Origin of the sequence: Polaromonas sp. UBA4122 (assembly GCA_002381615.1) — a bacterium.
In the GTDB taxonomy this organism is placed as follows: domain Bacteria; phylum Pseudomonadota; class Gammaproteobacteria; order Burkholderiales; family Burkholderiaceae_C; genus Polaromonas.
In genome coordinates this window covers 30,158-54,123 of record DFWY01000084.1, presented here as the reverse complement: position 1 = coordinate 54,123, position 23,966 = coordinate 30,158, and the positions used below count along the sequence as shown (strand labels likewise).

Sequence of the window (23,966 nt, the reverse complement as noted above, 5' to 3'; positions counted from 1 at the left end):
GGGCTCTTTACTTTGATATCAGGACTGCTTCAGGCGGGCCGCTAAACTTGAACTTTTATTTTCTTTTTTTAAGCCGCATGCCCATGGCATCGCGCTGTTTGTCAATGCGGTGCTGTTTGCGCTTGGCCATCTTGTCGATTTCCTTCTGCTTGGTATAACCCGAGGCATCAGCCCAGGCCCACCAAGCCACCGCGAGTGCAAAAGGTAGCAATACGATCCACCAACTCAAGGTGGCCACCGGGCCAATCTCCAAGTATTTCAGGGTCAGGACGACGATGCCAATCAATAAAAAATACATAGGTAACTCCTGAAGATTTTGGCCAGAGCAGGTTGCTCCGCTGATGTTGCCCCCCTTGAAAAGAAGGTCAACCAGCGTCCCTACAATGACGTTAATTCACTGTAACCGAATCCATACCCCTACACGAGGACAACTCATGAAACATATTCTTTTGGCCATCGCTTCCGTGGCTGCAGGTTTTGCAGTGTCAACGCCTGCCTTGGCTGACCTGCAGTTGGCCACGGCCAAAAACTGCATGGCTTGTCATGCAATCGACAGAAAACTGGTGGGGCCCGCGTACAAAGATGTTGCCGCCAAATACGCTGGCCAGAAAGACGCTGCCGACAAGCTCGCCGCCAAAGTCATGAAGGGTGGCTCCGGCGTCTGGGGCCCCGTGCCCATGCCTGCCAATACCCAGGTCAGCCCTGACGAAGCCAAGAAACTGGTGGCTTGGGTCCTGACGCTGAAATAATCAGCCCGCCCCAAAGCAAAAGGCCCGCTCACTCAGCGGGCTTTTTTAATGGTATTTTTCTGCTCCAGCCCTTACATGACGGGCGGAAGCAGCTATGACTTCGATAGCACCCAGCGAGTGCTTCCCCTCTCAGTAGGCCTGGCCCAACTGGTCCAGAATCGCCGGGTTTTCTAGCGTGGAGGTATCCTGTGTCACCGTCTCACCCTTGGCAATCGAACGCAGCAGGCGACGCATGATCTTGCCGGAACGGGTCTTTGGCAGATTCTCGCCGAAGCGGATGTCCTTGGGCTTGGCGATCGGACCAATCTCCTTGGCCACCCAGTCACGCAGTTCCTTGGCAATCTGCTTGGCCTCGTCGCCGGACGGCAGCGGGCGCTTGAGCACCACGAAGGCACAGATCGCCTCGCCGGTCAGGTCGTCGGGGCGGCCCACCACGGCCGCTTCGGCCACAAGATCGGTTTTGGCGGCAAGCGCCGACTCGATCTCCATCGTGCCCATGCGGTGGCCTGACACGTTCAGCACGTCGTCAATGCGGCCGGTGATGCGGAAGTAACCGCGATCGGCGCTACGCACCGCGCCATCGCCGGCCAGGTACAGCGTGCCGCCCATTTCTTCAGGAAAATAACTTTTCTTGTAGCGCTCTGGATCGTTCCAGATGGTGCGAATCATCGCGGGCCAGGGCCGCTTGACGACCAGAATTCCGCCCGACCCATTGGGCAGATCCTTACCTGTCTCGTCGACGATGGCAGCGATGATGCCAGGCAGCGGCAACGTGCATGAACCCGGCACCAGCGGTGTGGCACCAGGCAAGGGGGTGATCATGTGGCCGCCCGTCTCGGTTTGCCAGAAGGTGTCCACGATCGGGCAGCGCTCGCCACCGATATTTTTGTAGTACCACATCCAGGCCTCGGGGTTGATGGGTTCACCCACCGATCCCAGGATGCGCAGGCTGGAGAGATCGGAGCGCGCCGGATGCACTTTTTCGTCAGCTTCCGCCGCCTTGATGAGGGAACGGATGGCCGTGGGCGCGGTATAGAAAATGGAGCATTTGTGGCGCTCGATCATCTGCCAGAAGCGCCCGGCGTTGGGGTAGGTCGGAACGCCTTCAAAGATGATCTGTGTGGCTCCTGCCGCCAGCGGGCCATAGGCCACGTAGGTGTGGCCCGTAATCCAGCCTATGTCGGCGGTGCACCAGAACACGTCGGAAGGCTTGAGGTCGAAGGTCCAGTCCATCGTGAGCTTGGCCCACAGCAGATAGCCGCCCGTGGAATGTTGCACGCCCTTGGGCTTGCCGGTGGAACCCGAGGTATAGAGAACGAACAGCGGGTGTTCAGCACCCACGGACACCGGCGCACACTCGGTGCCATGGCCTGCCAGCGCCTCGGTGAAGGTTTTGTCGCGTCCCGCCACCATGTTGCAGGCGGTGGCCGTGCGCTGGTACACCAACACGGTTTTAATGGACTCGCAGCCGCCCAGCGCCAGGCCTTCATCCACGATGGCCTTGAGCGGCAATTCCTTGCCTCCGCGCATCTGGTAATTGGTTGTGATGACCGCCACCGCACCGGCATCAATGATGCGCTCTTGCAGCGCCTTGGCCGAGAAGCCGCCAAACACCACGCTGTGCGTGACGCCGATGCGCGCGCAAGCCTGCATGGCAATCACGCCTTCGAGCGTCATGGGCATGTAAATCAGAACCCGGTCGCCCTTCTGGATGCCTTCGGCCTTGAGCGCATTGGCAAACTGGCCTACGCGGTCCAGCAGTTCCTTATATGTGGTTTTGGTGACCGTACCGTCGTCGGCCTCGAAAATGACTGCCGTCTTATTCTCTACCGGGGTGCCCATGTGTTTGTCCAGGCAGTTGGCTGAGGCATTGAGTTCGCCATCCGCAAACCACTTGTAAAAAGGCGCGTTGGATTCATCCAGGGTCTGTGTAAAAGGCTTGTTCCAGACCAGGTTGTCGTGGGCAAGGCGAGCCCAGAAACCTTCAAAGTCCTTCTCGGCCTCCGAACACAGCGCATAGTAAGCGTCCATGCCCGAGATGCGGGCAGCTTTGACCATGGCATCGCTGGGCGGGAACACGCGGTTTTCAACCAGCATGGACTCGATGGTAGAGCTAGGGATAGTCATTGGTTTTGTCTCCTGTTTGTCATTGAATAGCTGATACTTTCATGCCTCGCACTTACAGGCCACTGACTGCCTTGAACCTTACAGCTTCCAAACATGGGTTAAGGCATGGCGTGGCCTACGATTTTGCAGCATTTCAAACTCTTTGGTCATGACAGCCCCCTCTTTCCAGACTCTTTCAAAGGCTCCCATTTTTCGCCCCCGACCCAGCCTGAGTGGCTGGGCCATGTGAATGCGTCGGTGCTAAAGGTCAAGCGGGTCAAGGCCATCACTGAACGGCCATTTCAGTTGCTACGCCCGCTGCGCAGCAGCATCACGGTCCCCAGCACGCCCGACAGCAGCGAGCCACACAGCACCCCCAGCTTGACCTGTGTCTGGTAATCGTCGGCCCGGCCCTCAAACGCCAGCGCACCTATGAAGAGGCTCATGGTGAAACCCACACCGCAGACCAGGCAGACGCCAAAAAACTGATGCCAGCTGGCTTCGGCGGGCAAGCGCGCGCCGGCAAAGCGTATCAGCAGCCAGGACGCGCCAAACACGCCCATCACCTTGCCCAGCAGCAAGCCCGCCGCGATGCCCAGCGGCACGGTCTGGAGCAAGGTTGCCACCGTCACACCCTGCAGTGAAACTCCCGCGTTCACAAATGCAAACATAGGCAACACGGCAAAGGCCACCCAGGGATGCAAGGCATGCTCGGCCCTTCTCAGGGGCGAACCGCCCCTGCCGTCTGACAAAGGAATGGCCAGTGCGGTAATCACGCCTGCCAGCGTGGCATGTATCCCGGATTTGTAAACGCATAGCCAGATGACCAGCCCCACGGCCACATAAGGTCCGATGGCCATGACTTTGGCCCGGTTGAGTGCGGCAAGTACGAGCACACCAAGACCAGCCGCCATCAATGCGGACAGCGACAGACCCTCTGTGTAGAAAACCGCAATGATCAAGATGGCGCCGAGATCATCAATGATGGCCACAGCGGTTAAAAACACTTTGAGCGATACCGGCACGCGGCTGCCCAACAGCACCAGAATACCCAGCGCAAAAGCAATGTCGGTAGCGGCAGGAATGGCCCATCCCCGCAATGCCACTGCATCGCCGGCATTGATACCCATATAAATGAGTGCCGGTAGCGCCATGCCGCCCAGTGCCGCACCAATAGGCAACAAGGCCTGGCTGCGCGAGGCCAGTTCGCCATCGAGCATTTCGCGCTTGATCTCAAGCCCTACCAAGAAGAAAAATACCGCCATCCACAGGTCATTGACCCAATGCAGCAGCGACTTTGACAACACCAGCCAGTCATGACCCACCCGCAACTCGCCGGGCCACTGCACAAAGCGGCTGTAAGCCTCGCTCCAGGGCGAGTTGCTGACAATCAGTGCCAACACCGCGGCCAGCGCCAGAACGACGCCGGAGAGAGACTGGGAATTGATGAACTGATTAAACGTGCGGTGAACAAATTTAAGCATTGAACTATTGTCCCAGACGCCTGGCGGTATCTTGTGTAGTCGTTAGCGAGCCTATACCTTGCCCGCTCTGGCGCCCACCATATCGCCCGGCACCACCCACCGGTCAAATTGTTCGCCCGTCACATAGCCAGACGCCAGCGCGGCATCGCGCAAGCTGCTGCCTTCCTTGTGCGCCGTTTTCGCAATCTGCGCGGCCTTGTCGTAGCCGATGTGCGGGTTCAGCGCCGTCACCAGCATCAACGATCGCCCGACCAGTTCCGCGATGCGCTCACGCTTAGGCTCAATGCCCACCGCGCAGTGATCGTTAAAGCTCACCATCCCGTCGGCCAGCAGGCGCACGCTTTGCAGGAAGTTGTGGGCAATCAGGGGCCGGAACACATTCAGTTCAAAGTTGCCCGAGGCACCGCCAAAGTTGATGGCCACGTCGTTGCCAAACACCTGGCAGCACAGCATCGTCACCGCTTCGTTCTGCGTGGGGTTGACCTTGCCGGGCATGATGGACGAACCGGGCTCGTTCTCCGGAATGCTCAACTCGCCAATGCCGCTGCGCGGGCCACTGGAGAGCCAGCGCACGTCGTTGGCGATCTTCATCAGGCTGGCGGCCAGCGTCTTGAGCGCCCCGTGCGCATGTACCAACGCATCACAGGAGGCCAGGGCTTCGAACTTGTTCGGCGCTGTCACAAAGGGCAAGCCGGTCACGCGCGCCAGTTCAGCCGCAACCAGTTCGTCATAGCCCTTGGGGGCGTTCAGTCCGGTTCCCACTGCGGTGCCGCCGAGTGCCAACTCGTGGAGGTGCGGCAACGCAGCCCTCACATGCTTTTCACCCTGCTCCAGTTGCGCCACATAGCCAGAAAACTCCTGGCCCAGCGTCAGCGGCGTGGCGTCCTGCAAATGGGTACGGCCGATCTTGACGATGTCCTCAAAGTCCGTGGCCTTCTGCGCCAGCGTGGTGCGCAGCTTCGCCATGGCCGGCAGCAGCCTGTGCGTGATGGCCGCGACGGCCGACACATGCATGGCTGTAGGAAACACATCGTTGGACGACTGGCTGCGGTTCACGTCGTCATTCGGGTGCACCAGCCGGCATTCACCGCGCTCACCGCCGAGCAGTTCGCTGGCCCGGTTGGCCAGCACCTCATTGACATTCATGTTGGTCTGCGTGCCCGACCCGGTCTGCCAGACCACCAGCGGGAACTCGTCCGGGTGCTGGCCCGCAATAACTTCGTCGGCCGCGGCAACGATGGCGCTGGTTTTTTTCTCGTCCTGCAAGCCCAGTGCGTGGTTGACGATCGCGCAAGCGCGTTTAACCTCCGCCAGGGCATGAATCAGTTCGCGCGGCTGCTGTTCACCCGAAATATCGAAGTTCTGCAGGGAGCGCTGGGTCTGTGCGCCCCACAGCCGGTCAGCCGGAACCTCGATAGTGCCAAAGGTGTCGCGCTCTGTACGTGTGCCTATGCGTGTCTTCATGATCTGGACCTGCCGGAGTTACCTGTCAAAATAGACGACTGACGGCTACCGTAGCAGAGTTTGGCCGCCGTGAAAATAAGCGCGCTTCCCCTCCTTACCTCTTTTTTCATCACGCACCATGACCACAACCATCAAGCAAGCCGACCTCATCGAATCCATTGCCGCCGCCCTGCAGTACATCAGCTACTACCACCCGGCCGACTACATCGCCCACCTGGCGCGCGCCTATGAGCGTGAGCAGAGCCCGGCGGCCAAGGACGCGATTGCGCAAATCCTGACCAACAGCAAAATGAGTGCCACCGGCCACCGCCCGATCTGCCAGGACACCGGCATCGTCAACGTGTTTTTGAAAGTCGGGATGGACGTTCGCTGGGAAGGCTTTACCGGCAGCCTGGACGACGCCATCAACGAAGGCGTGCGCCAGGGCTACACCCACCCCGACAATACCTTGCGGGCGTCGGTTGTTGCTGATCCGCAGTTCGAGCGCAAAAACACCAAAGACAATACGCCTGCCGTGATCTTCACCGAGCTGGTGCCCGGCAACACCATTCGCGTCACGGTGGCGGCCAAAGGCGGCGGCAGCGAAAACAAAAGCAAGCTGGCGATGCTCAACCCCGGCGACTCGGTGGTGGACTGGGTGCTCAAGACCGTGCCCACCATGGGCGCAGGCTGGTGCCCGCCCGGCATGCTGGGCATAGGCATTGGCGGCACCGCGGAAAAAGCCGTGCTGATGGCCAAGGAAAGCCTGATGGACGACCTGGACATGTACGAATTGCAGGCCAAATCTTCTTCCGGCGACCCGCTGACAAAAACCGAAGCGCTGCGCCTGGAGTTGTTCGAAAAGGTCAACGCGCTGGGCATTGGCGCGCAGGGCCTGGGCGGGCTCACCACCGTGCTCGATGTCAAGATCAAGATGTACCCGACCCACGCCGCCGGCAAACCGGTGGCCATGATTCCCAACTGCGCCGCCACGCGCCACGCGCATTTTGTGCTCGACGGCAGTGGCCCGGTGTACCTGACCCCGCCCAGCCTGGACCTCTGGCCCAATGTCAACTGGACGCCCGATTACGTCAAGAGCAAAAAGGTCAACCTCGATACCTTGACCAAGGAAGAAGTCGCCAGCTGGAAGCCCGGTGACACCCTGCTGCTCAACGGCAAGATGCTGACCGGCCGTGACGCGGCGCACAAACGCATTGCCGACATGCTGCTCAAGGGCGAGAAGCTGCCGGTCGATTTTACCAACCGGGTGATCTATTACGTCGGCCCGGTCGATCCCGTCAAGGGTGAAGCAGTCGGACCTGCCGGCCCGACAACGGCGACCCGCATGGACGGCTTCACCGAAATGATGCTGGCCCAGACCGGCCTGATCTCGATGATCGGTAAAGCCGAGCGCGGCCCGGTCGCGATTGAAGCCATCAAGAAACACCAGAGCGCCTACCTGATGGCCGTCGGCGGTGCGGCTTATCTGGTGTCCAAAGCCATCAAGCACGCCAAAGTCGTGGGCTTTGCCGACCTGGGCATGGAAGCCATTTACGAATTCGACGTGGTGGACATGCCGGTCACCGTGGCGGTGGATGCGGGCGGCACCAGTGTGCACATCACCGGCCCGGCCGAGTGGCAGAAAAAGATTGCCTCCGGTGAGTTCAAGAACATTCCGGTGACCAGTGCCTGAAAAGTGCACCGAAAAACCTGAAAGCCTGCGACGGGCAAGCAGCACTTGACGGCCCAGGCCATCGGGGTTTTTGACAGCGGCATCGGCGGCCTGAGCATCCTGCAGGCGCTGCGGGCCGAACTGCCGCACGAGCACTTCATTTACATCTCCGACAGCGGCCATGCGCCCTACGGCGAGCGCGATGAAGCGCATGTGCTGGCCCGCTCCCGCGCCATCGTGAGCCACCTGGTCAGCCAGAACGTCAAGGCGCTGGTGATTGCCTGCAACACGGCCACGGCAGCCACCATTCACCTGCTGCGCACCGAACATCCCGAGTTGCCCCTCATCGGTGTCGAGCCCGCCCTGAAGCCAGCCGTCGCGCTCAGCAAGACCGGGCGCATCGGCGTAATGGCGACCCGCAGCACGCTGGCCAGCGCCAAATTCCAGGCACTGCTGGATTCGCAGGCCGAGCGTGCCACCTTCGTCGTGCAGCCCTGCGACGGCCTGGCCGATGCCATAGAGCGCAGCGCCGAAACTGGTGACTTTACAAAAAACATAGCACTCTGCGCCCGTTATACGGGCGCCATGGGCCTATTTGGCACTGAAAAAGACCAGATCGACACGCTGGTGCTGGGTTGCACGCACTACCCGTTTGCCAGCGCACACCTGCGCGCCTTGCTCGGCCCGGAGGTGCAAATCGTTGACAACGGCATAGCCGTCGCCCGCCAGACGAAGCGGCTGGTACAAACCGTGCCGACGGAAGTCCTCCCCGCGCCTTCGGCCGAAGGACAGGTCAGCCTGTTCACCACAGGCCAACCGCAAACGTTGCAGGCGGCAGCCGGCCGCTGGCTGGGTCTGTCTGCCGCCGTCAAAAAGCTATCTATTTAATAGCTGCATGCGCCCGTGCTGATTGGGCTAGAGCCTTAAAAGACTCATAAAATAGACGACCTCAAGGCCGGGGCAGACTTTCCGCTCTCGGGCCCTGCGCCTCCTGCACTGGCTCCTTCCAGCCGCCACCCAGCGTTTTGTAGAGCGTGACCTGGCTTTGAAGCTGGGCCAGGCGGGTTTGCACCACCGCTTGCTGCGCGGAGAACAGCGCACGTTGCGCATCCAGCACATCGAGGGTACTCGCAATGCCGTTCTGGTAACGCAGGTCAGACAGCTTGAAACGGACTGCCTCGGCATTGGCTTGCGCCTGCTGGGCGCGCAACTGATCGCCCAAGGTGGCCCGGGTGGCCAGCGCATCGGCGACTTCGCGAAAGGCCGTCTGTATCGCTTTTTCGTACTGCGCAATGGCGATATCACGCCCGGCTTTGGCCGAATCCAGTCCGGCCAGGTTGCGTCCAGCGTCAAAAATCGGCAGCACCAGTTGGGGGGCCAAGGTCCAACCCCAGGAGCCGTCTTTCAGTAGGCCTGAAAGGTGGCTGCTGGCACTGCCCGCGCCCACCGTCAGCGCAATCCTTGGAAAAAACGCTGCACGCGCCGCACCAATATTGGCATTGGAGGCCAGTAAAAGCTGTTCGGCCTGTCGGATGTCGGGCCGATGAGTAAGCAGGTCAGAAGGCAAACCGGCGGGCACATCGGCCATGGGTCGGGCTTGCGCAAGCGGCGTGGCCTGCCCGGCAGCCGTGGGCAATTCACCAGCCAAGGGCTGGCCCACCAGCAGGATCAGCGCATTTTCATCCAGCGCGCGCTGGCGTTGCTGCTGTGCGTAAGCCACCCGCGCCGCTTCAGCCAGCGATTCGGCCTGACGGTAGTCGAGCTCGGAAACCACGCCATTGTCAAAGCGCAGCTTGCTCAGTTTCATGGAGTCTTCGCGCGTCGCCAGGGTCTGGCGCGTGAGGTCCAGCAGCTCTTCGTCTGCCAGAACGCTCAGGTAAGTATTGGCCACTGCGGCGATCAGGCTGATTTGCGCGGTCTTGCGGGCCTCTCCGGTCGCCAGGTATTGGCTCAGTGCCGCTTCCTTCAGGCTGCTGACGCGGCCAAAAAAATCCAGCTCATACGCCGTGACCGCAAGCCCGACGTTGTAAAGACTGGTGATGCCACCGTTTCCCGAAGGCGTGCGCGAACCGCTGAGCACGCCGTTCACGCTGGGGAACTGATCAGCACGCCGAATTTGATACTGCGCGCGGGTCTGCTCGATGTTGAGCACCGCCACACGCAGATCCCGGTTGTTGGCCAGTGCCAGTTCGATCAGGTGCCTGAGTTTTTCATCGGCAAAAAAGTCCTGCCAAGCCACATCAGCGGCCAGCGGTGCCACGGCATCATCCACTGCGGCCGCAGCCGCGCCGGGGTTGGCCGGATAGCTGGCAGCGACTGGCACTGCCGGACGTTCATAGACCGGAATCATCGAACAGCCCGCCAGCAGTGACGCAGCGCTCACCAGCGCGAATGGCGCAAACCGGGCTTTACGCATGGGATTCCCCCTCATTGGCTTGATCTTCCTTGATGCCTGCCACCCTGGCATGTTCAGCATAGATCTGTCGTTGTCGCTCGCTGCCCTTGAAAAAGCCGCGAATGATGACAAAGAAAATAGGTACAAAGAATACGGCCAGCGAGGTGCCCGTGATGATGCCGCCGATCACGCCGGTGCCGATGGCCCGCTGGCTCGCTGAACCTGCGCCAGACGCCAGCGCCAACGGCAGCACGCCGAGCATGAAGGCCATAGAGGTCATGACGATAGGCCGAAAACGCAAATGCGCAGCAGTCAGCGCCGACTCGATCACGCCCTTGCCCTGCGCCTGCAGGTCTTTTGCAAACTCGATGATCAAAATGGCGTTTTTCGCCGACAGGCCAATGATGGTGATCAGACCTACCTGGAAATACACGTCATTGGAATAGCTGCGCAGCAGGGTCGCCAGCAAAACGCCCACCACACCGAGCGGCACCACCAGAATCACGGCCAGCGGAATCGACCAGCTTTCATACAACGCGGCCAGCGATAAAAATACCGCCAGAATTGCAAAGCCATACAAAATGAAAGCCTGCGAGCCCGCCAATTTTTCCTCGCGCGACAGCCCAGTCCACTCATAGCCAAAACCCTGTGGCAGTTGGGCCGCGAGTTTTTCCATTTCAGCCATCGCTGCGCCGGTGCTAAAACCCGGCGCAGCGCTGCCGCCGATCCGCATGGCCGGGTAGCCGTTGTAGCGAATCGACTGCATGGTGCCATTGACCCAACGCGTGGTGGCAAAAGCGGACAGCGGGACCGACTGGCCCTGGCTGTTGCTGGCATTGAGCTTGAGCAGGTCATCGGGCTGCATGCGCGCGGGTGCGTCGGCCTGCACCACCACGCGCTGCAAGCGTCCCTGGTTCGGAAAGTCGTTGACATAACTCGAACCCAGCCCGGTTGACAGTGCCGCATTGATGGCGTCAAAGCTCACACCCAACGCATTTGCCTTGTCACGGTCAATGTCGATCTGCAACTGTGGTGCGTCCTCAAGCCCATCGGGTCGCACCTGTGTCAGCAATGGGCTTTTGGACGCCATGCCCAGTAACTGGTTGCGCGCGGCCAGCAAAGCCTCATGGCCTGCGCCAGCGCGGTCCTGCAGGCGGAAATTAAAGCCGCTGGAAGAACCGAGTTCGCGGATGGGCGGCGGGCTCAGGGGAAAAATGAACGCATCACGAATCCCGGATAGCGCACCGAAGGCGCGCCCTGCCAAAGCGTCCGCCGACTGTCCTTTGGCCTTGCGCTCTGACCAGTCCTTGAGCGTCACAAAGGCCAGCGCCGCGTTTTGACCCTGCCCGGAAAAACTAAAACCCAACACGCCCACCATGCTCTGCACTTCGGGCTGCTTGAGCATGTAGCCTTCCACCTGTTCAATCACGGCGCGCGTGCGTTCCTCAGTGGCACCCGGCGGCAACTGGATATTGACCAGCATGTTGCCCTGATCTTCCTGCGGCAGGAAGGAAGTGGGCAGGCGCGTATAAACCAGCGCCAGCACGCCAATGATGGCAGCATAAATAATCAGGTAGCGCCCGGCGCGGCGCAGCAGGCGCGCCACCAGCCCTTCGTAATTCTTGGCGGTACGCGCAAAGCCGCGGTTAAACCAACCAAAAAAACCTGTTTTTTCATGCTTGTGACCGGCCTGCACCGGCTTGAGCAGCGTGGCGCACAGCGCTGGCGTGAGCGACAGCGCCATGAACGCGGAAAAACTGATCGACGCCACCATGACCGTGGCAAACTGCCGGTAAATATTGCCGACCGAGCCGGCAAAAAACGCCAGCGGCACAAACACGGAAATCAGCACCACCGTCACGCCGATAATGGCCCCGGAAATCTGACCCATGGCCTTGCGCGTGGCCTCCAGCGGCGGCAACCCTTCTTCGCTCATGATGCGCTCGACGTTTTCCACCACCACGATCGCATCGTCCACCACGATACCAATCACTAGCACCATGCCAAACATGGTCAGCACGTTGATGGAAAAGCCCAGCGCCAGCAGCGTGGCAAACGTTCCGAGCAAGGCCACAGGCACCACAATCGTCGGGATGATGGTGTAGCGGATGCTCTGCAGGAACAGGAACATTACCAGGAACACCAGCACCACTGCCTCAACCAGGGATTCCGCCACCTGGCGAATCGAGATGCTTACAAAGCCCGAACTGTCATAGGGAATGGTGTAACTGACACCTTGAGGGAAGTAGCGCTTGAGTTCCTCCATCTTGGTGCGAACCGCCTTGGCGGCATCCAGCGCGTTGCCGGTGGGCGTGAGCTGCACGCCAATGCCGGTGGAAGGTTTGCCATTGAGACGCGCCGACGTGGCGTAGGTCTGAGCGCCCAGTTCAATCCGCGCCACGTCTTTCAGGCGCACAGTAGAACCATTGGTGTTGGCCCGCAGCACCACATTGCCAAACTGCTCGACACTCGAAAGCTGCCCGTCTACGACCACGGTGGCGGCAATGCCCTGACCCGCCACGTTGGGAAGGTCGCCAATCGTGCCGGATGCAATCTGGGCATTCTGCGACCGGATGGCAGCTGTGACGTCAGAGACAGACAGCGCAAACCCTGCAAGCTTGGCCGGGTCAATCCAGATGCGCATGGCACGCTCGGTGCCAAACAACTGGGCCTGGCCAATACCGGGCAGGCGCTGGATTTCCGGAATGATGTTGCGTGACGCATAGTCACCCAGTGCCACCGGATCGATCGCCGGGTTGGTTGAAGACAGAATCGTGAACAGAAGAAAGTTGGTGTTCGATTTATCCACGCGAACACCCTGCTGCGTCACGGCCTGCGGCAAGCGCGGTGCCGCGCGCGACAACCGGTTTTGCACATCGACCTGCGCCAGATCGGCATTGGTACCGGGCTGAAAACTCAGGGTGATGTTGCCGGTGCCATTGGCCTGGGCCACCGACTCCATATACAGCAGGCCGGGAGTGCCGTTCATTTCGCGCTCAATCACGCTCAGCACACTGTCTTCCAGCGTGCTGGCGGATGCGCCTGGATAGCTGGCTGAAACCACGATGGAAGGCGGTGCCACAGGCGGGTACTGGGCAATTGGCAACTGCGTGATCGCAACGCTGCCAACGACCAGAATGAACAGGGCAATCACCCAGGCAAAGATCGGCCGATCAATAAAAAACTTGGCCATGCGACGGGCTCCTTACTTTGCAGCCGCTGAAGCAGCGGGCGCAGCAGGGCTTGCAGTGGCGGATTGGGTGCCAAGTGGCTGCCATGGCACCGGCTTGACTGGGGCACCAGGCCGCAGTTTCTGGAAGCCATCGACCATGACCTGCTCGCCTGTTTTCAGGCCCTCCAGCACCACCCATTGCGCGCCTTTGGCTGAACCGATCTTGACGCTGCGCGGCGTGACTGTCCCGTCGGCCCCGACCACCATGACCGTGTCCCCCTGCGCCGTGCGCGTCACGGCCTGCTGGGGCAAGGTGATGGCATTGGTCGCCTGAGCCTGCTCCAGGCGCACGCGCACATACAGGCCTGGCAGTAATTGCCCGCCCGGATTAGAAACCTCCGCCCGCAAGGTCACCTGCCCAGTCGTGGCATCAACGGTCAGATCGGAAAACAGCAAGCGACCTGGACGCGGGTATTCCGTGCCATCTTCGAATACGACGCGTACGCTGGCCGCATCAGCGCCGCTGGCGCGCTTGAACTGGCCGCTCTCCATAGCGGCGCGCAGCTTCATCACCTCCGATGCGGATTGCGTGAAGTTGATGTACATGGGGTTGATCTGCTGGATCACCGCAAGTTGGGTGGCATCGCCCTGCCCGACCAGTGCGCCTTCGGTGACCAGCGCACGGCCTATGCGGCCCGATATTGGGGCCGTCACCGAGGCATAGCCCAGATTGATGCTGGCCGTTTGCACGTTGGCCTTGCCGACAGCCACATCGGCTTCTGCCTGCTTTTGCGACGCCACGGCGTTGGCGTACTCCTGCTTGCTGATCGCATTGGCTTCGACCAGCGGCTTGTAACGCTCGGCCAGAGCGCTCGCTTGCGCCAGATTGGCTTCCGCGCGCGCCTGGCCTGCTTTTGCGCTGGCGGCGGCGGCTGCATAAGGCGCCGCGTCAATGCTGAATAGCGGCTGCCCGGCTTTCACGTCACTGCCTTCACGGAACAGCCGCTTCTGCAAAATGCCGGCGGCACGCGCCCTGACTTGGGCGACGCGCGAAGCTTCGAGCCGTCCAGGCAGTTCGGTCACCAAGCCGACGTCGCCCTGCGTCACCGTCACCACACCGACCTGCGCGGGAGGCGGCGCCGCGCCGCCCGGGACATTGCCGCCTTTGCCACATCCAACCAGAAGCAATGAAAGCGCGGCGACGGCCACAAGCGGCTGACGACGCACAAATTTAGGTAGCCAATAAGAATGGACAACGCGGGACGTAGGCATGCTGTTCCTCGATTTTTTTTGGGGGAAGCGCAAAGAATAGTGCGGCATCGGCGATTGAGACAGAGCACTTTCGCCGGAGACGGGAAGAATAAGGGTTTTTGCGAATGTTATAGTTTACATACACTTATGAATGTATGGCAGTACTCATAAAAATTTGCTTTCAGGAGACATCGATTGGCCCGTCGAACCAAAGAAGAAGCTCTGGCAACCCGCCACAAGCTGCTGGATGCTGCCGAACATCTGTTTCAGGCGCAAGGCGTGTCTCGCACCAGCCTGCAGGACATTGCCCGGCGTGCAGGTGCCACCCGCGGTGCCGTCTATTGGCACTTCAAGGACAAGGCCGACCTGTTCAACGCCATGATGGAACGGGTCACGCTGCCCATGGAGGCGTCTTTCAACCATGAAGATCGCGATCCGGCAGGGGCCAGCGCCTCCAATGCCAATGCGCTTTACCGGATACGGCGCGCCACCGTCAACGCGCTCCAGCAGATCGTTAGCGATGCGCAGACCCGTCGTGTCTTTGAGGTCGCGACACAAAAAGTGGAATATGTCGAAGAGCTTCAGGCCGTTCGCCTTCGCCATCTGGCAGTGCGCCATGGCTTTTTAAGCTTTGTTGAACAAGGCATGAACGCAACGTCCCGTCAGACGAAGCTCAAGCTGCCCATTTCCGCCTCCATGGCTGCGCAGGGTTTACACGCCCTGATAGACGGCTTGATACAAAACTGGCTGCTCGACCCGCAAGCCTTTGACCTACTGGAAGTGGGCCAATGTGTGATGAATGTCTACCTTCGCGGCATGGGTTTTGCCAGTGAGCTTGACCCAACTATCAAGGCCGAGCGCATACCCCCAGCGGTCTAGTGCAGATGCCTGGGCTTACGGCCACCGCCGTGGCCCGACCCGCCCTGCGGCCCACCGGGTCCTCGCGGTGGCCGGCCGAGCTGCATGGAATTGACCAAGGAATCAAAGCGCCGCTCAAACAAGCTGTCCACAGCCGCCACGACTTCGCCAAGTTCTGAAGCATCGAAATGCCGCTCCATGAGGCTTATCATGTCCTGCACCAGCAAGTCCCGCTGAACCTGCATGATGGCGGCCGGCGTAGGACCGACAAAGTACATGGCAAAGTCATCACGGGCCTCCTCGTCATCCACGCCCTCTTCCTCATCGTCAAAGTCCGAATCGTAAAAAGTCACTTCAATGGGCGCGCCCATCTCGGCCAAGTCATTCAAACCCATGCACATTTCATCAAGTGCCTGACGGAAATCTTCGTCCCCCGGCACCGTCCAGCACATCTGCAGCAAATGTTTGTGAACATCAAATTGAATGCCGGGTTCTTCTTCGTAAGCACTTGCAGCGCCCGCAGCCAGCGATTTTGAGCCCGCATACTTCCACAGCGGCTTGAGAGCCTCCTGCAATTGCTCAAAGGTAACGTCCGCGCGCAAAGGCACATCGCCGTGAACGTGAATTTCAAAAGGTGTGTTGTAGCGGGACATGGAATTTATCTTACCCAGTTTTCAAGGGGACGCCCGTCGCATGGGGTTGGAAACTCTAGTGGTGCCTGAGACCGGAATCGAACCGGTACGCCCGCTATTCACGAAGCGGCGGATTTTAAGTCCGCTGTGTCTACCTATTTCACCACTCAGGCCAGAGCGTCGTACTGTATTGTCAAACAAAAAAGCCCCTTGATTGGGGCTGACAGCAAGGAATTGATGGAGGCGCGGGCCGGAGTCGAACCGACCTACTCGGATTTGCAATCCGGTACATAACCGCTTTGTTACCGCGCCATGTTCTATCTGCTTCGGTGAAGCTTGTAAGCTCCATCGACTACAACTGATTACTCTAATAAAAAAGGGCAGCATTTTGAAGTGCTGCCCTTTGAATTGGAGCGGGAGAAGAGTCTCGAACTCTCGACCTCAACCTTGGCAAGGTTGCGCTCTACCAACTGAGCTACTCCCGCGATCACAGCTTTAAATTATAGCGTACTTTTTCCAGCTTTTCAAAGACTGCTAAAAAAGTTTGACTAATGCTTCACGGTTCCCACCGCTTCGGCAGGCACGACAGCCCCGGCAGGTGCAGCAACCCCAGCAGGTGCGGCTACTGCAGCCTCTTCATCTGGCAGCGGAACGGGCTGGCGCTCAAGTGCCACCTGCAGCACCTGGTCTATCCATTTCACCGGCACGATCTCCAGACCGCTCTTCACATTGTCCGGAATCTCTTGCAGGTCTTTGGCATTCTCTTCGGGGATGAGCACCGTCTTGATCCCGCCACGCAAAGCGGCCAGCAATTTCTCCTTCAGGCCACCAATGGCGGTCACCTCGCCACGAAGGGTAATCTCCCCCGTCATGGCCACGTCGCCGCGCACCGGAATGCCGGTCAGTGCAGAAACAAACGCAGTCGTCATGGCAGCGCCGGCGCTCGGGCCGTCTTTTGGCGTGGCGCCATCCGGCACGTGAATGTGAATGTCCCGTTTTTCAAACATCTCATCCTTGATGCCCAAGCGTTTTGCGCGGCTGCGAACCACAGTGCGAGCGGCCTCGACGGATTCCTTCATCACATCGCCGAGCGAGCCGGTACGGGTGATCACACCTTTGCCTGGCATGACGGCAGCCTCAATCGTCAGCAAATCTCCGCCGACTTCAGTCCATGCCAGACCGACCACCTGACCCACCTGATTTTGTTGCTCCGCACGGCCATAATCGAATTGGCGAACCCCTAGAAAGTCGTTGAGGTTGTCCGGCGTCACCACCACTTTGGGAATCATTTTCTTGAGCTGGATGCCTTTGACGACCTTGCGGCAAATCTTGGAGAGATCCCGCTCCAGCGAGCGCACGCCGGCTTCACGCGTGTAATAACGCACGATGTCACGCACAGCCTGCTCGGTGATCTCCAGTTCGTCCGCCTTGACACCATTGTTCTCCAACTGCTTTGGCAACAGGTAACGCATTGCGATGTTGGTTTTTTCGTCTTCTGTATAGCCTGAAAGCCGGATAACCTCCATGCGGTCCAGCAGGGCCGGAGGAATGTTCATCGAATTCGACGTCGCCACAAACATCACATCGCTCAGATCAAAATCGACCTCAACGTAGTGATCAACGAATGTGTGGTTCTGCTCAGGATCGAGCACCTCAAGCAAGGCGCTTGAAGGATCCCCGCGGAAGTCAGTGCCCAGCTTGTCGATCTCATCGAGCAAAAAAAGCGGGTTGCGGGTGCCGACCTTCGCCAGGCTTTGCAGCACCTTGCCCGGCAAGGCGCCGATGTAGGTGCGGCGGTGGCCGCGAATTTCCGCCTCATCACGCATGCCTCCCAAAGCCACACGCACGTACTTGCGCCCTGTCGCTTTGGCAATCGACTTCCCCAGAGAGGTTTTACCTACGCCCGGAGGCCCTACCAGGCAAAGTATGGGGGCCTTGAGTTTGTCAACGCGCTGTTGCACCGCCAAGTATTCCACAATGCGGTCTTTGACTTTTTCAAGACCATAGTGGTCTTCATTGAGCACGTTTTCGGCATTGCCCAAGTCGTGCTTGATCTTGGTTTTCTTGCTCCAGGGCAAGCCCGTCAGTACATCGATGTAGCTGCGAACCACCGTCGCTTCTGCAGACATGGGTGACATCAGCTTGAGCTTTTTGAGCTCGCTCTCGGCTTTCTTTCGCGCCTCCTGCGGCATCTTGGCCGCCTTGATCCTCTTCTCGATCTCATCAATGTCCGCGCCCTCCTCGCCCTCACCCAGTTCTTTCTGTATGGCTTTCACCTGCTCATTCAGGTAGAAGTCGCGCTGGTTCTTTTCCATCTGGCGCTTGACGCGGCCTCGGATTTTTTTGTCGACATTGAGGATGTCCACCTCACGCTCAAGCTGCTCATAAAGATTTTCGAGGCGGGCTTTGACATTGGCGAGATCCAGAATCACCTGCTTGGCATCGAGTTTGAGCGGCAAGTGCGCCGCAATCGTGTCAGCCAAGCGGCCTGCATCGTCAATGCTCGAGATCGACGTGAGGATTTCCGGAGGTATTTTTTTGTTCAGTTTGACGTAGTGATCAAACTGCTGCATCACAGCGCGGCGCAAGGCTTCAATCTCGCTGCCCTTGTCGCCAGCGACAGCCGCTACGGGTTCGACAGGCATGACCTTGGCCGTAAAGTGCTGCTCGCCTTCTTCGATTTTATTGATTCTGGCGCGCTGCTGTCCCTCAACCAGGACCTTGACGGTACCGTCGGGCAGCTTCAACAGTTGCAGGATCGTGGCAACACAGCCCACCTCGAACATATCCTCAACGGAGGGCTCGTCCTTGGCTGCGGCTTTCTGAGCCACCAGCATGATGCGGCGCTCAGCCTCCATGGCCGATTCCAGCGCCTTGATGCTCTTGGGACGACCCACGAACAGCGGAATCACCATGTGCGGAAAGACCACCACATCCCGTAAAGGCAACAGGGGTAAATCGATGAGGGTGGAAGGCAGGGAAGTTTGTCCGGACATATAAACCTTAAACGTAAGACGCGAAGACCAGCTTCCTGGTCAGGCGGAGCACAGTCAACCCAGACATGGGGCGCAGGAGCCGCTTTTTCAAGCATCCCCGCCCAGACCTTTCTGTCGTTCAGGCTTTCTTTGCAGTTTCGCGATACACCAACAATGGTGCCTTGTTTTCCTCAATGGTGGACTCATCCACAACCACTTTGCTTACATTGCTGGCATTGGGCAAGTCAAACATGGTGTCAATCAGCGATTGCTCCAGAATGGAGCGCAAGCCGCGTGCACCCGTTTTACGGGCCAAGGCCTTGCGGGCGATAGCTTTCAGTGCAGAAGGCCGAATCTCCAGATCCACGCCCTCCATGGAGAGCAGTTTGCTGAACTGCTTGACCACGGCATTTTTCGGTTCAGTCAGAATTTGCACGAGTGCATCTTCACTGAGTTCGGCCAATGTGGCGACCACGGGCATGCGGCCCACCAACTCGGGGATCAGGCCGAACTTGATCAGGTCTTCAGGTTCGACTTCCTTGAACGCATCCGTCAGGGTGCGCGCTTTCTTACTTTTGACGGTAGCGCCAAAACCAATGCCAGAAGCCTCGGTGCGGTTCTCTATGACTTTTTCCAACCCGGAGAAAGCTCCGCCGCAGATGAAGAGAATATTGGTGGTGTCGACCTGCAGGAAATCCTGGTTCGGGTGCTTGCGACCGCCTTGCGGGGGCACCGATGCCATCGTGCCTTCAATCAGCTTGAGCAGCGCCTGCTGCACCCCTTCGCCCGACACGTCACGGGTGATGGAAGGGTTGTCAGATTTACGGGAAATCTTGTCGATCTCGTCGATGTACACAATCCCTTGCTGGGCACGTTCTACTTCGTAGTTGCAGCTTTGCAGCAATTTCTGGATGATATTTTCAACGTCTTCACCCACATAACCGGCTTCTGTCAAGGTGGTGGCATCAGCCATGACAAAAGGCACGTTGAGTGTGCGAGCCAGCGTTTGAGCCAGCAAGGTCTTGCCTGAACCGGTGGGGCCAATCAGCAAAATATTGCTTTTGGTCAACTCCACATCATCTTTTTTGGCATTTACCTTGTGGCGCAAGCGCTTGTAATGGTTGTACACGGCGACGGCCAGCGTGCGCTTTGCTGGTTCCTGGCCAATCACATAGCCGTCCAGCGTCGCCTTGATTTCAGCCGGTGTAGGCAAGTCACTACGCGTATCGCGGACCTCTGCGCCAGCGGGCAATTCGTCGCGGATGATTTCGTTACAAAGATCTATGCACTCATCGCAGATAAAGACCGATGGGCCAGCGATCAGCTTTTTAACTTCGTGCTGACTCTTGCCACAGAAGGAGCAGTACAAAGTCTTTTCACTGGAGGAGCCTTTTTTTTCGGCCATGGGTGGGGATGCCTTTAAGAGGTGCCGTGGGAAATTATTAACTAATGATAACCAATAAAAAAACGGCGTTTCTGTTACAAAAAACGCCGTTGTTGCAGTGCAACTTTGAGCTATTTGCTCTTTTAATCAGGCGCGCTTGGAGATGACCTGATCCACCAGACCGTAGTCCTTGGCGTCATCGGCAAACATGAAATAGTCACGTTCGGTGTCGCGTTCAATTTTTTCTATCGTCTGGCCGGTATTGGCTGCCAGGATGCGATTGAGTTGGTCACGCGTTTTCAGAATGTCACGGGCGTGAATTTCAATGTCCGACGCCTGCCCTTGTGCACCACCCGAAGGCTGATGAATCATCACGCGTGAATTGGGCAGCGTAAAGCGCTTGCCTTTGGCGCCTGCCGACAACAAAAATGCACCCATGCTGGCCGCCATGCCCACGCAGAGGGTGGACACATCCGGCTTGATGAACTGCATGGTGTCGTAAATCGCCATGCCAGCCGTCACAGAGCCACCAGGAGAGTTGATGTAGAAGGAAATATCCTTGTCAGGATTTTCGCTTTCCAGGAACAGCAACTGGGCCACCACCAAATTGGCCGTTTGGTCATTGACCGGGCCGACCAGAAAAATGACGCGCTCTTTCAGCAAGCGCGAATAAATGTCGTAAGAGCGCTCGCCCCGGCCGGATTGTTCGATCACCATGGGCACCATGCCCAAGCCTTGCGTATCCTGTGCGCTGCCTTGCGGGTTGCCGTAGGCACCCCCATAAATACTGTTTCGGACCATCATGTTTTCTCCAAAGATGTTTGTACTGTACCTAAAATGAATTGGGGCCTGCACCGCAAAGCGCAAGCCCCAGCGTCAGGAGAAGCTACGCCCTGTTAGTTCTGGCCCATGAGGTCGTCGAAAGAAATGGCTTTGTCCGTGACCTTGGCCTTATTCAGGACAAACTCGGTCACGTTGTTCTCAATGACAACCGCTTCCACTTCGGCCATGCGGCGATTGTCACTCAGGTACCAGCGGACCACCTCTTGCGGTTTTTCGTAGCTGGCAGCCAGTTCTTCAATGTGGGCCTTCAGTTGCTCAGGTTTGACTTGCAGGTCATTGCCGCGCACCAGTTCGGCCACAACCAGACCCAGACGCACACGCTTTTCAGCCTGCGGGCGGAACAGGTCGTCAGGAATTGGCGCTTTGTCGGCGTCCTTGACGCCACGCTGCTTCAGGTCGGCGCGGGCGCCTTCAATCATGCGGTCCACCTCGGCCTGCACGCTGGATTTCGGCAACTCGAGTTCGGCGTTGGCAACCAACGCATCCATCACGGCGTTTTTGTTGCGGGCCAACAAGCGAGATTTAACTTCGCGCTCCAGGTTTTTCTTGATGTCGGCACGCAGGCCTTCCACCGTCTCATCAGCAATGCCCAGCGACTTGGCCAGCGCCTCATTGACTTCGGGCAAGTGCGCTGCTTCGATTTTCTTCACGGTCACCAGGAAATCCGCCTGTTTGCCGGCCACGTCCTTGCCGTGGTAGTCAGCGGGAAAATTCAGCGGGAATGTCTTGCTTTCACCGCTTTTCATGCCGCGCACGGCATCTTCAAATTCCTTGAGCATCTGGCCTTCGCCGATCAGAAACTGGAAACCCTCGGCTTTTCCGCCGGTAAAAGTTTCACCGTCGATCTTGCCTTCAAAATCAATGGTGGCGCGGTCACCGTCCTGCGCGGGCGCATCAGCTGCGCGCTGAGCGAAGGTGCGGCGCTGCTTGCGCAGGATATCCACCGTCTTGTCGATGGCCGCATCGCTGACTTCGGCACTGACCTTTTCAACTTCAGCACCCGCGAGATCGGCGATCTTGACTTCAGGATAGACCTCAAAAACAGCATCAAAAACCAGCTCGCCCTCTGGCGCACCTTCTTTTTCGCTGATGCTGGGCTGGCCGGCAACGCGCAATTTGGCTTCGTTGGCTGCAGCGGCAAACGCTTCCCCCACCTTGTCGTTCATGACTTCGTAGTGCACCGAGTAGCCATAACGCTGAGCGACCACACTCATGGGGACTTTACCGGGACGGAACCCGTCCATTTTTACCGTGCGGGCCAGACGCTTCAGACGGGTATCTACTTCCGACTGGATGGCATTGAGGGGCAGCGTCAGCGTCATTTTGCGCTCAAGCTTTTCAAGAGTTTCAACAGTCACGGCCATGATGGTTTCCTAAAATCAAAAAAATATTCAAAACAGGGCTTGCACCTGACATGCTGCGGCGATGCAGCAACCCCTGATGGCTTGAGAGCGACACTTGCCGCCCACAGAGACTCAGGGTTGGTGCGCGGGGGGGGACTCGAACCCCCACACCATTACTGGCGTCAGGACCTAAACCTGGTGCGTCTACCAATTTCGCCACCCGCGCGCCTGAAATAACAACGGAAATCCGAAAAAACTTTGAATTCCCGCTTGAAATCGGTCAACTTTTCATTTTAGCCTGTATCGGCCACGATTTTCCTCGGCCGAACTTCCATTGAGCGGATTCATGCAGTTGCCGGTGGGTCGCCCACTTCGCGCTTTACGCGAAACCATGCAGCATACATGGCCGGCAGTGCCAGCAGGGTCAGCACGGTCGCCACGACAAGCCCACCCATTGTGGCCACCGCCATCGGTCCCCAGAACACGCTGCGCGACAGCGGAATCATGGCCAGCACGGCGGCGGCGGCTGTCAGCACGATGGGTCGCAACCGGCGCACGGCTGACTCGACAATCGCATCCCAGGCGGGCACACCCCGGGCACGGTCCTGCTCGATCTGGTCAATCAGGATCACGGAGTTGCGCTGGATCATGCCCATCAGCGCGATAACGCCCAGCAAAGCCACAAATCCGAAGGGTCGGCCCAACAAAATCAGGGCGCCGGCCACACCGGCAATACCGAGCGGCCCGGTCAGAAATACCAGCATGGCGCGGCTGAAACTTTGCAACTGCAGCATCAGCAGCGGACACTTTCTGCAGCGTGCGCTCCAGCTTGTCGGTCACCGGCTCGGCGACCTGCTGCGCCGTGGCGCCCGTCCAGTAGGTGCGCACCGCCATGGCCCGGAAGGTAAACGGCGGATCTTCGTCCTGCCGGAGCTGGAAGTAGGCCGCAAAGCCCAGTACCATCAGTACCACCAGCAGGTAGCGGGTCAGCGCCGGATGGTCCATCGCCCATCTGGACAGATTGAACTTGGAGGCTTGCGTCATGCTGGCCTCACTTCGCGCCAGAAGCAGGGGCAGTCACAGCCGCCGCAGGAGTTGCTACGAAATAAGGAGCTGTTTGTGCAGTTCTGGTGACGGTTTCAGCCCCTTTTTGCTTATAAATACTGACATTCTGTCCGGCTGCCAGTACATGCACGCCCGCGCTGACCACCAGCATCCCCGGCTGCAAACCCGACGCCACAACAACATCGTTGCCGTCGGCGTGGCGATCTGGATCAGCTGCGATTTGACGGCCATGCTGGCCTTATCGAACACCCACACCGCCGTGGTCTTGCCTTCCTGTCGCAAGGCCGTGGTCGGCAGCTTGATGACCGGTGTTCCCACCGCGCCCACTGCTTCAGGCACCACGTAAACGGTTGTTCCCAGCGCAGGCGGCACTTGGGCATTGGTGGAAGTCTTGACGGGATAGGTTCGCGTTACCGGATCGCTGCTCGCAGCCACCTCGCGCAGCTTGCCAGGCAATTCGGTGTTTTGCGCCCAGATACGGATCTTCACGGGCGCGCCCACCTTGATGCCGGCCACCTTGTCTTCGGGCACCGAGAACACCACGTCTCGCACGCCGTCTGCCGCAATGCGCACCACCGGCGTACCCGCCGCCAT

General features: G+C 58.8%; 17 protein-coding genes, 4 tRNA genes and 2 pseudogenes. 4 read left to right on the top strand and 19 right to left on the bottom strand.

Annotated elements, in window-relative coordinates:
• Positions 1–55 precede the first annotated feature (55 nt).
• A complete protein-coding gene (locus B3F77_RS11560) occupies positions 56–298 on the bottom strand; it encodes a TIGR04438 family Trp-rich protein (RefSeq protein ID WP_293605094.1) in 243 nt (80 codons plus the stop codon).
• 136 nt (positions 299–434) lie between these two features.
• Between B3F77_RS11560 and B3F77_RS11555 the strand changes: the two genes are divergently transcribed.
• Positions 435–749 carry a c-type cytochrome gene (locus B3F77_RS11555; protein ID WP_293605093.1) on the top strand — a complete coding sequence of 105 codons (315 nt, stop codon included), beginning with the start codon at positions 435–437 and terminating at the stop codon, positions 747–749.
• 129 nt (positions 750–878) lie between these two features.
• On the opposite strand, the gene acs is transcribed toward B3F77_RS11555, so the two are convergent.
• The 3 genes from acs to fumC form a co-directional block, all read right to left on the bottom strand.
• Positions 879–2,876 carry an acetate--CoA ligase gene (gene acs / locus B3F77_RS11550; protein WP_293605092.1) on the bottom strand — a complete coding sequence of 666 codons (1,998 nt, stop codon included), beginning with the start codon at positions 2,874–2,876 and terminating at the stop codon, positions 879–881.
• A gap of 281 nt (positions 2,877–3,157) precedes the next feature.
• Entirely contained in the window at positions 3,158–4,339 is a 1,182-nt protein-coding gene (nhaA, locus tag B3F77_RS11545; protein ID WP_293605091.1) for a Na+/H+ antiporter NhaA, read from the bottom strand.
• A gap of 51 nt (positions 4,340–4,390) precedes the next feature.
• The gene (fumC, locus tag B3F77_RS11540; RefSeq protein ID WP_293605090.1) at positions 4,391–5,803 is read right to left on the bottom strand and encodes a class II fumarate hydratase; all 1,413 of its coding nucleotides are present in this window, start codon (positions 5,801–5,803) and stop codon (positions 4,391–4,393) included.
• Between the two features lie 118 nt (positions 5,804–5,921).
• Here fumC and B3F77_RS11535 point away from each other — a divergent pair, with 118 nt between their 5' ends.
• Together B3F77_RS11535 and murI are read left to right on the top strand one after the other, a co-directional pair.
• On the top strand, positions 5,922–7,475 hold the full coding sequence (locus B3F77_RS11535; protein WP_293605089.1) for a fumarate hydratase: 1,554 nt from the start codon (positions 5,922–5,924) through the stop codon (positions 7,473–7,475).
• Positions 7,476–7,520: 45 nt separating this feature from the next.
• Positions 7,521–8,342: a glutamate racemase gene (gene murI / locus B3F77_RS11530; protein WP_293605088.1), complete on the top strand. Its 822-nt coding sequence runs from the start codon at positions 7,521–7,523 to the stop codon at positions 8,340–8,342.
• Positions 8,343–8,403: 61 nt separating this feature from the next.
• On the opposite strand, the gene B3F77_RS11525 is transcribed toward murI, so the two are convergent.
• The 3 genes from B3F77_RS11525 to B3F77_RS11515 are packed head-to-tail and all read right to left on the bottom strand — an operon-like array spanning position 8,404 to position 14,293.
• On the bottom strand, positions 8,404–9,870 hold the full coding sequence (locus B3F77_RS11525; RefSeq protein ID WP_293605087.1) for an efflux transporter outer membrane subunit: 1,467 nt from the start codon (positions 9,868–9,870) through the stop codon (positions 8,404–8,406).
• Positions 9,863–13,042 carry an efflux RND transporter permease subunit gene (locus B3F77_RS11520; protein ID WP_293605086.1) on the bottom strand — a complete coding sequence of 1,060 codons (3,180 nt, stop codon included), beginning with the start codon at positions 13,040–13,042 and terminating at the stop codon, positions 9,863–9,865. Before B3F77_RS11520 ends, B3F77_RS11525 begins: the two co-directional genes overlap by 8 nt.
• A 12-nt stretch (positions 13,043–13,054) precedes the next feature.
• Positions 13,055–14,293, bottom strand: coding sequence for an efflux RND transporter periplasmic adaptor subunit (locus B3F77_RS11515; RefSeq protein WP_293605085.1), 1,239 nt, complete (start codon positions 14,291–14,293; stop codon positions 13,055–13,057).
• 174 nt (positions 14,294–14,467) lie between these two features.
• Between B3F77_RS11515 and B3F77_RS11510 the strand changes: the two genes are divergently transcribed.
• The gene (locus B3F77_RS11510; RefSeq protein ID WP_293605084.1) at positions 14,468–15,151 is read left to right on the top strand and encodes a TetR family transcriptional regulator; all 684 of its coding nucleotides are present in this window, start codon (positions 14,468–14,470) and stop codon (positions 15,149–15,151) included.
• Here the strand turns inward: B3F77_RS11510 and B3F77_RS11505 are convergent.
• The 12 genes and pseudogenes from B3F77_RS11505 to B3F77_RS11450 form a co-directional block, all read right to left on the bottom strand.
• Positions 15,148–15,783 carry a DUF6806 family protein gene (locus B3F77_RS11505; protein ID WP_293605083.1) on the bottom strand — a complete coding sequence of 212 codons (636 nt, stop codon included), beginning with the start codon at positions 15,781–15,783 and terminating at the stop codon, positions 15,148–15,150. The two genes, B3F77_RS11510 and B3F77_RS11505, sit on opposite strands and share 4 nt — an antisense overlap.
• A 59-nt stretch (positions 15,784–15,842) precedes the next feature.
• A tRNA-Leu gene (locus B3F77_RS11500) sits at positions 15,843–15,935 on the bottom strand.
• A gap of 65 nt (positions 15,936–16,000) precedes the next feature.
• Positions 16,001–16,074, bottom strand: a tRNA-Cys gene (locus B3F77_RS11495).
• Positions 16,075–16,171: 97 nt separating this feature from the next.
• A tRNA-Gly gene (locus B3F77_RS11490) sits at positions 16,172–16,247 on the bottom strand.
• A gap of 63 nt (positions 16,248–16,310) precedes the next feature.
• Complete coding sequence (gene lon, locus B3F77_RS11485; RefSeq protein WP_293605082.1) at positions 16,311–18,758, bottom strand: endopeptidase La; 2,448 nt, start codon at positions 18,756–18,758, stop codon at positions 16,311–16,313.
• 118 nt (positions 18,759–18,876) lie between these two features.
• Positions 18,877–20,142: an ATP-dependent Clp protease ATP-binding subunit ClpX gene (gene clpX, locus B3F77_RS11480; protein ID WP_293605081.1), complete on the bottom strand. Its 1,266-nt coding sequence runs from the start codon at positions 20,140–20,142 to the stop codon at positions 18,877–18,879.
• Positions 20,143–20,268: 126 nt separating this feature from the next.
• Entirely contained in the window at positions 20,269–20,925 is a 657-nt protein-coding gene (gene clpP / locus B3F77_RS11475) for an ATP-dependent Clp endopeptidase proteolytic subunit ClpP (RefSeq protein WP_293605080.1), read from the bottom strand.
• A gap of 92 nt (positions 20,926–21,017) precedes the next feature.
• The gene (gene tig / locus B3F77_RS11470) at positions 21,018–22,328 is read right to left on the bottom strand and encodes a trigger factor (protein WP_293605079.1); all 1,311 of its coding nucleotides are present in this window, start codon (positions 22,326–22,328) and stop codon (positions 21,018–21,020) included.
• Between the two features lie 118 nt (positions 22,329–22,446).
• Positions 22,447–22,533, bottom strand: a tRNA-Leu gene (locus B3F77_RS11465).
• Between the two features lie 118 nt (positions 22,534–22,651).
• Positions 22,652–23,107, bottom strand: a pseudogene (locus B3F77_RS11460) (efflux RND transporter permease subunit); the annotation flags it as partial.
• Between the two features lie 61 nt (positions 23,108–23,168).
• Positions 23,169–23,270, bottom strand: a pseudogene (locus B3F77_RS20985) (hypothetical protein); the annotation flags it as partial.
• A 135-nt stretch (positions 23,271–23,405) separates the two neighbouring features.
• Positions 23,406–23,966 (bottom strand): efflux RND transporter periplasmic adaptor subunit (locus B3F77_RS11450; RefSeq protein ID WP_414703002.1); only part of this gene is annotated, 561 nt, incomplete at its 5' end.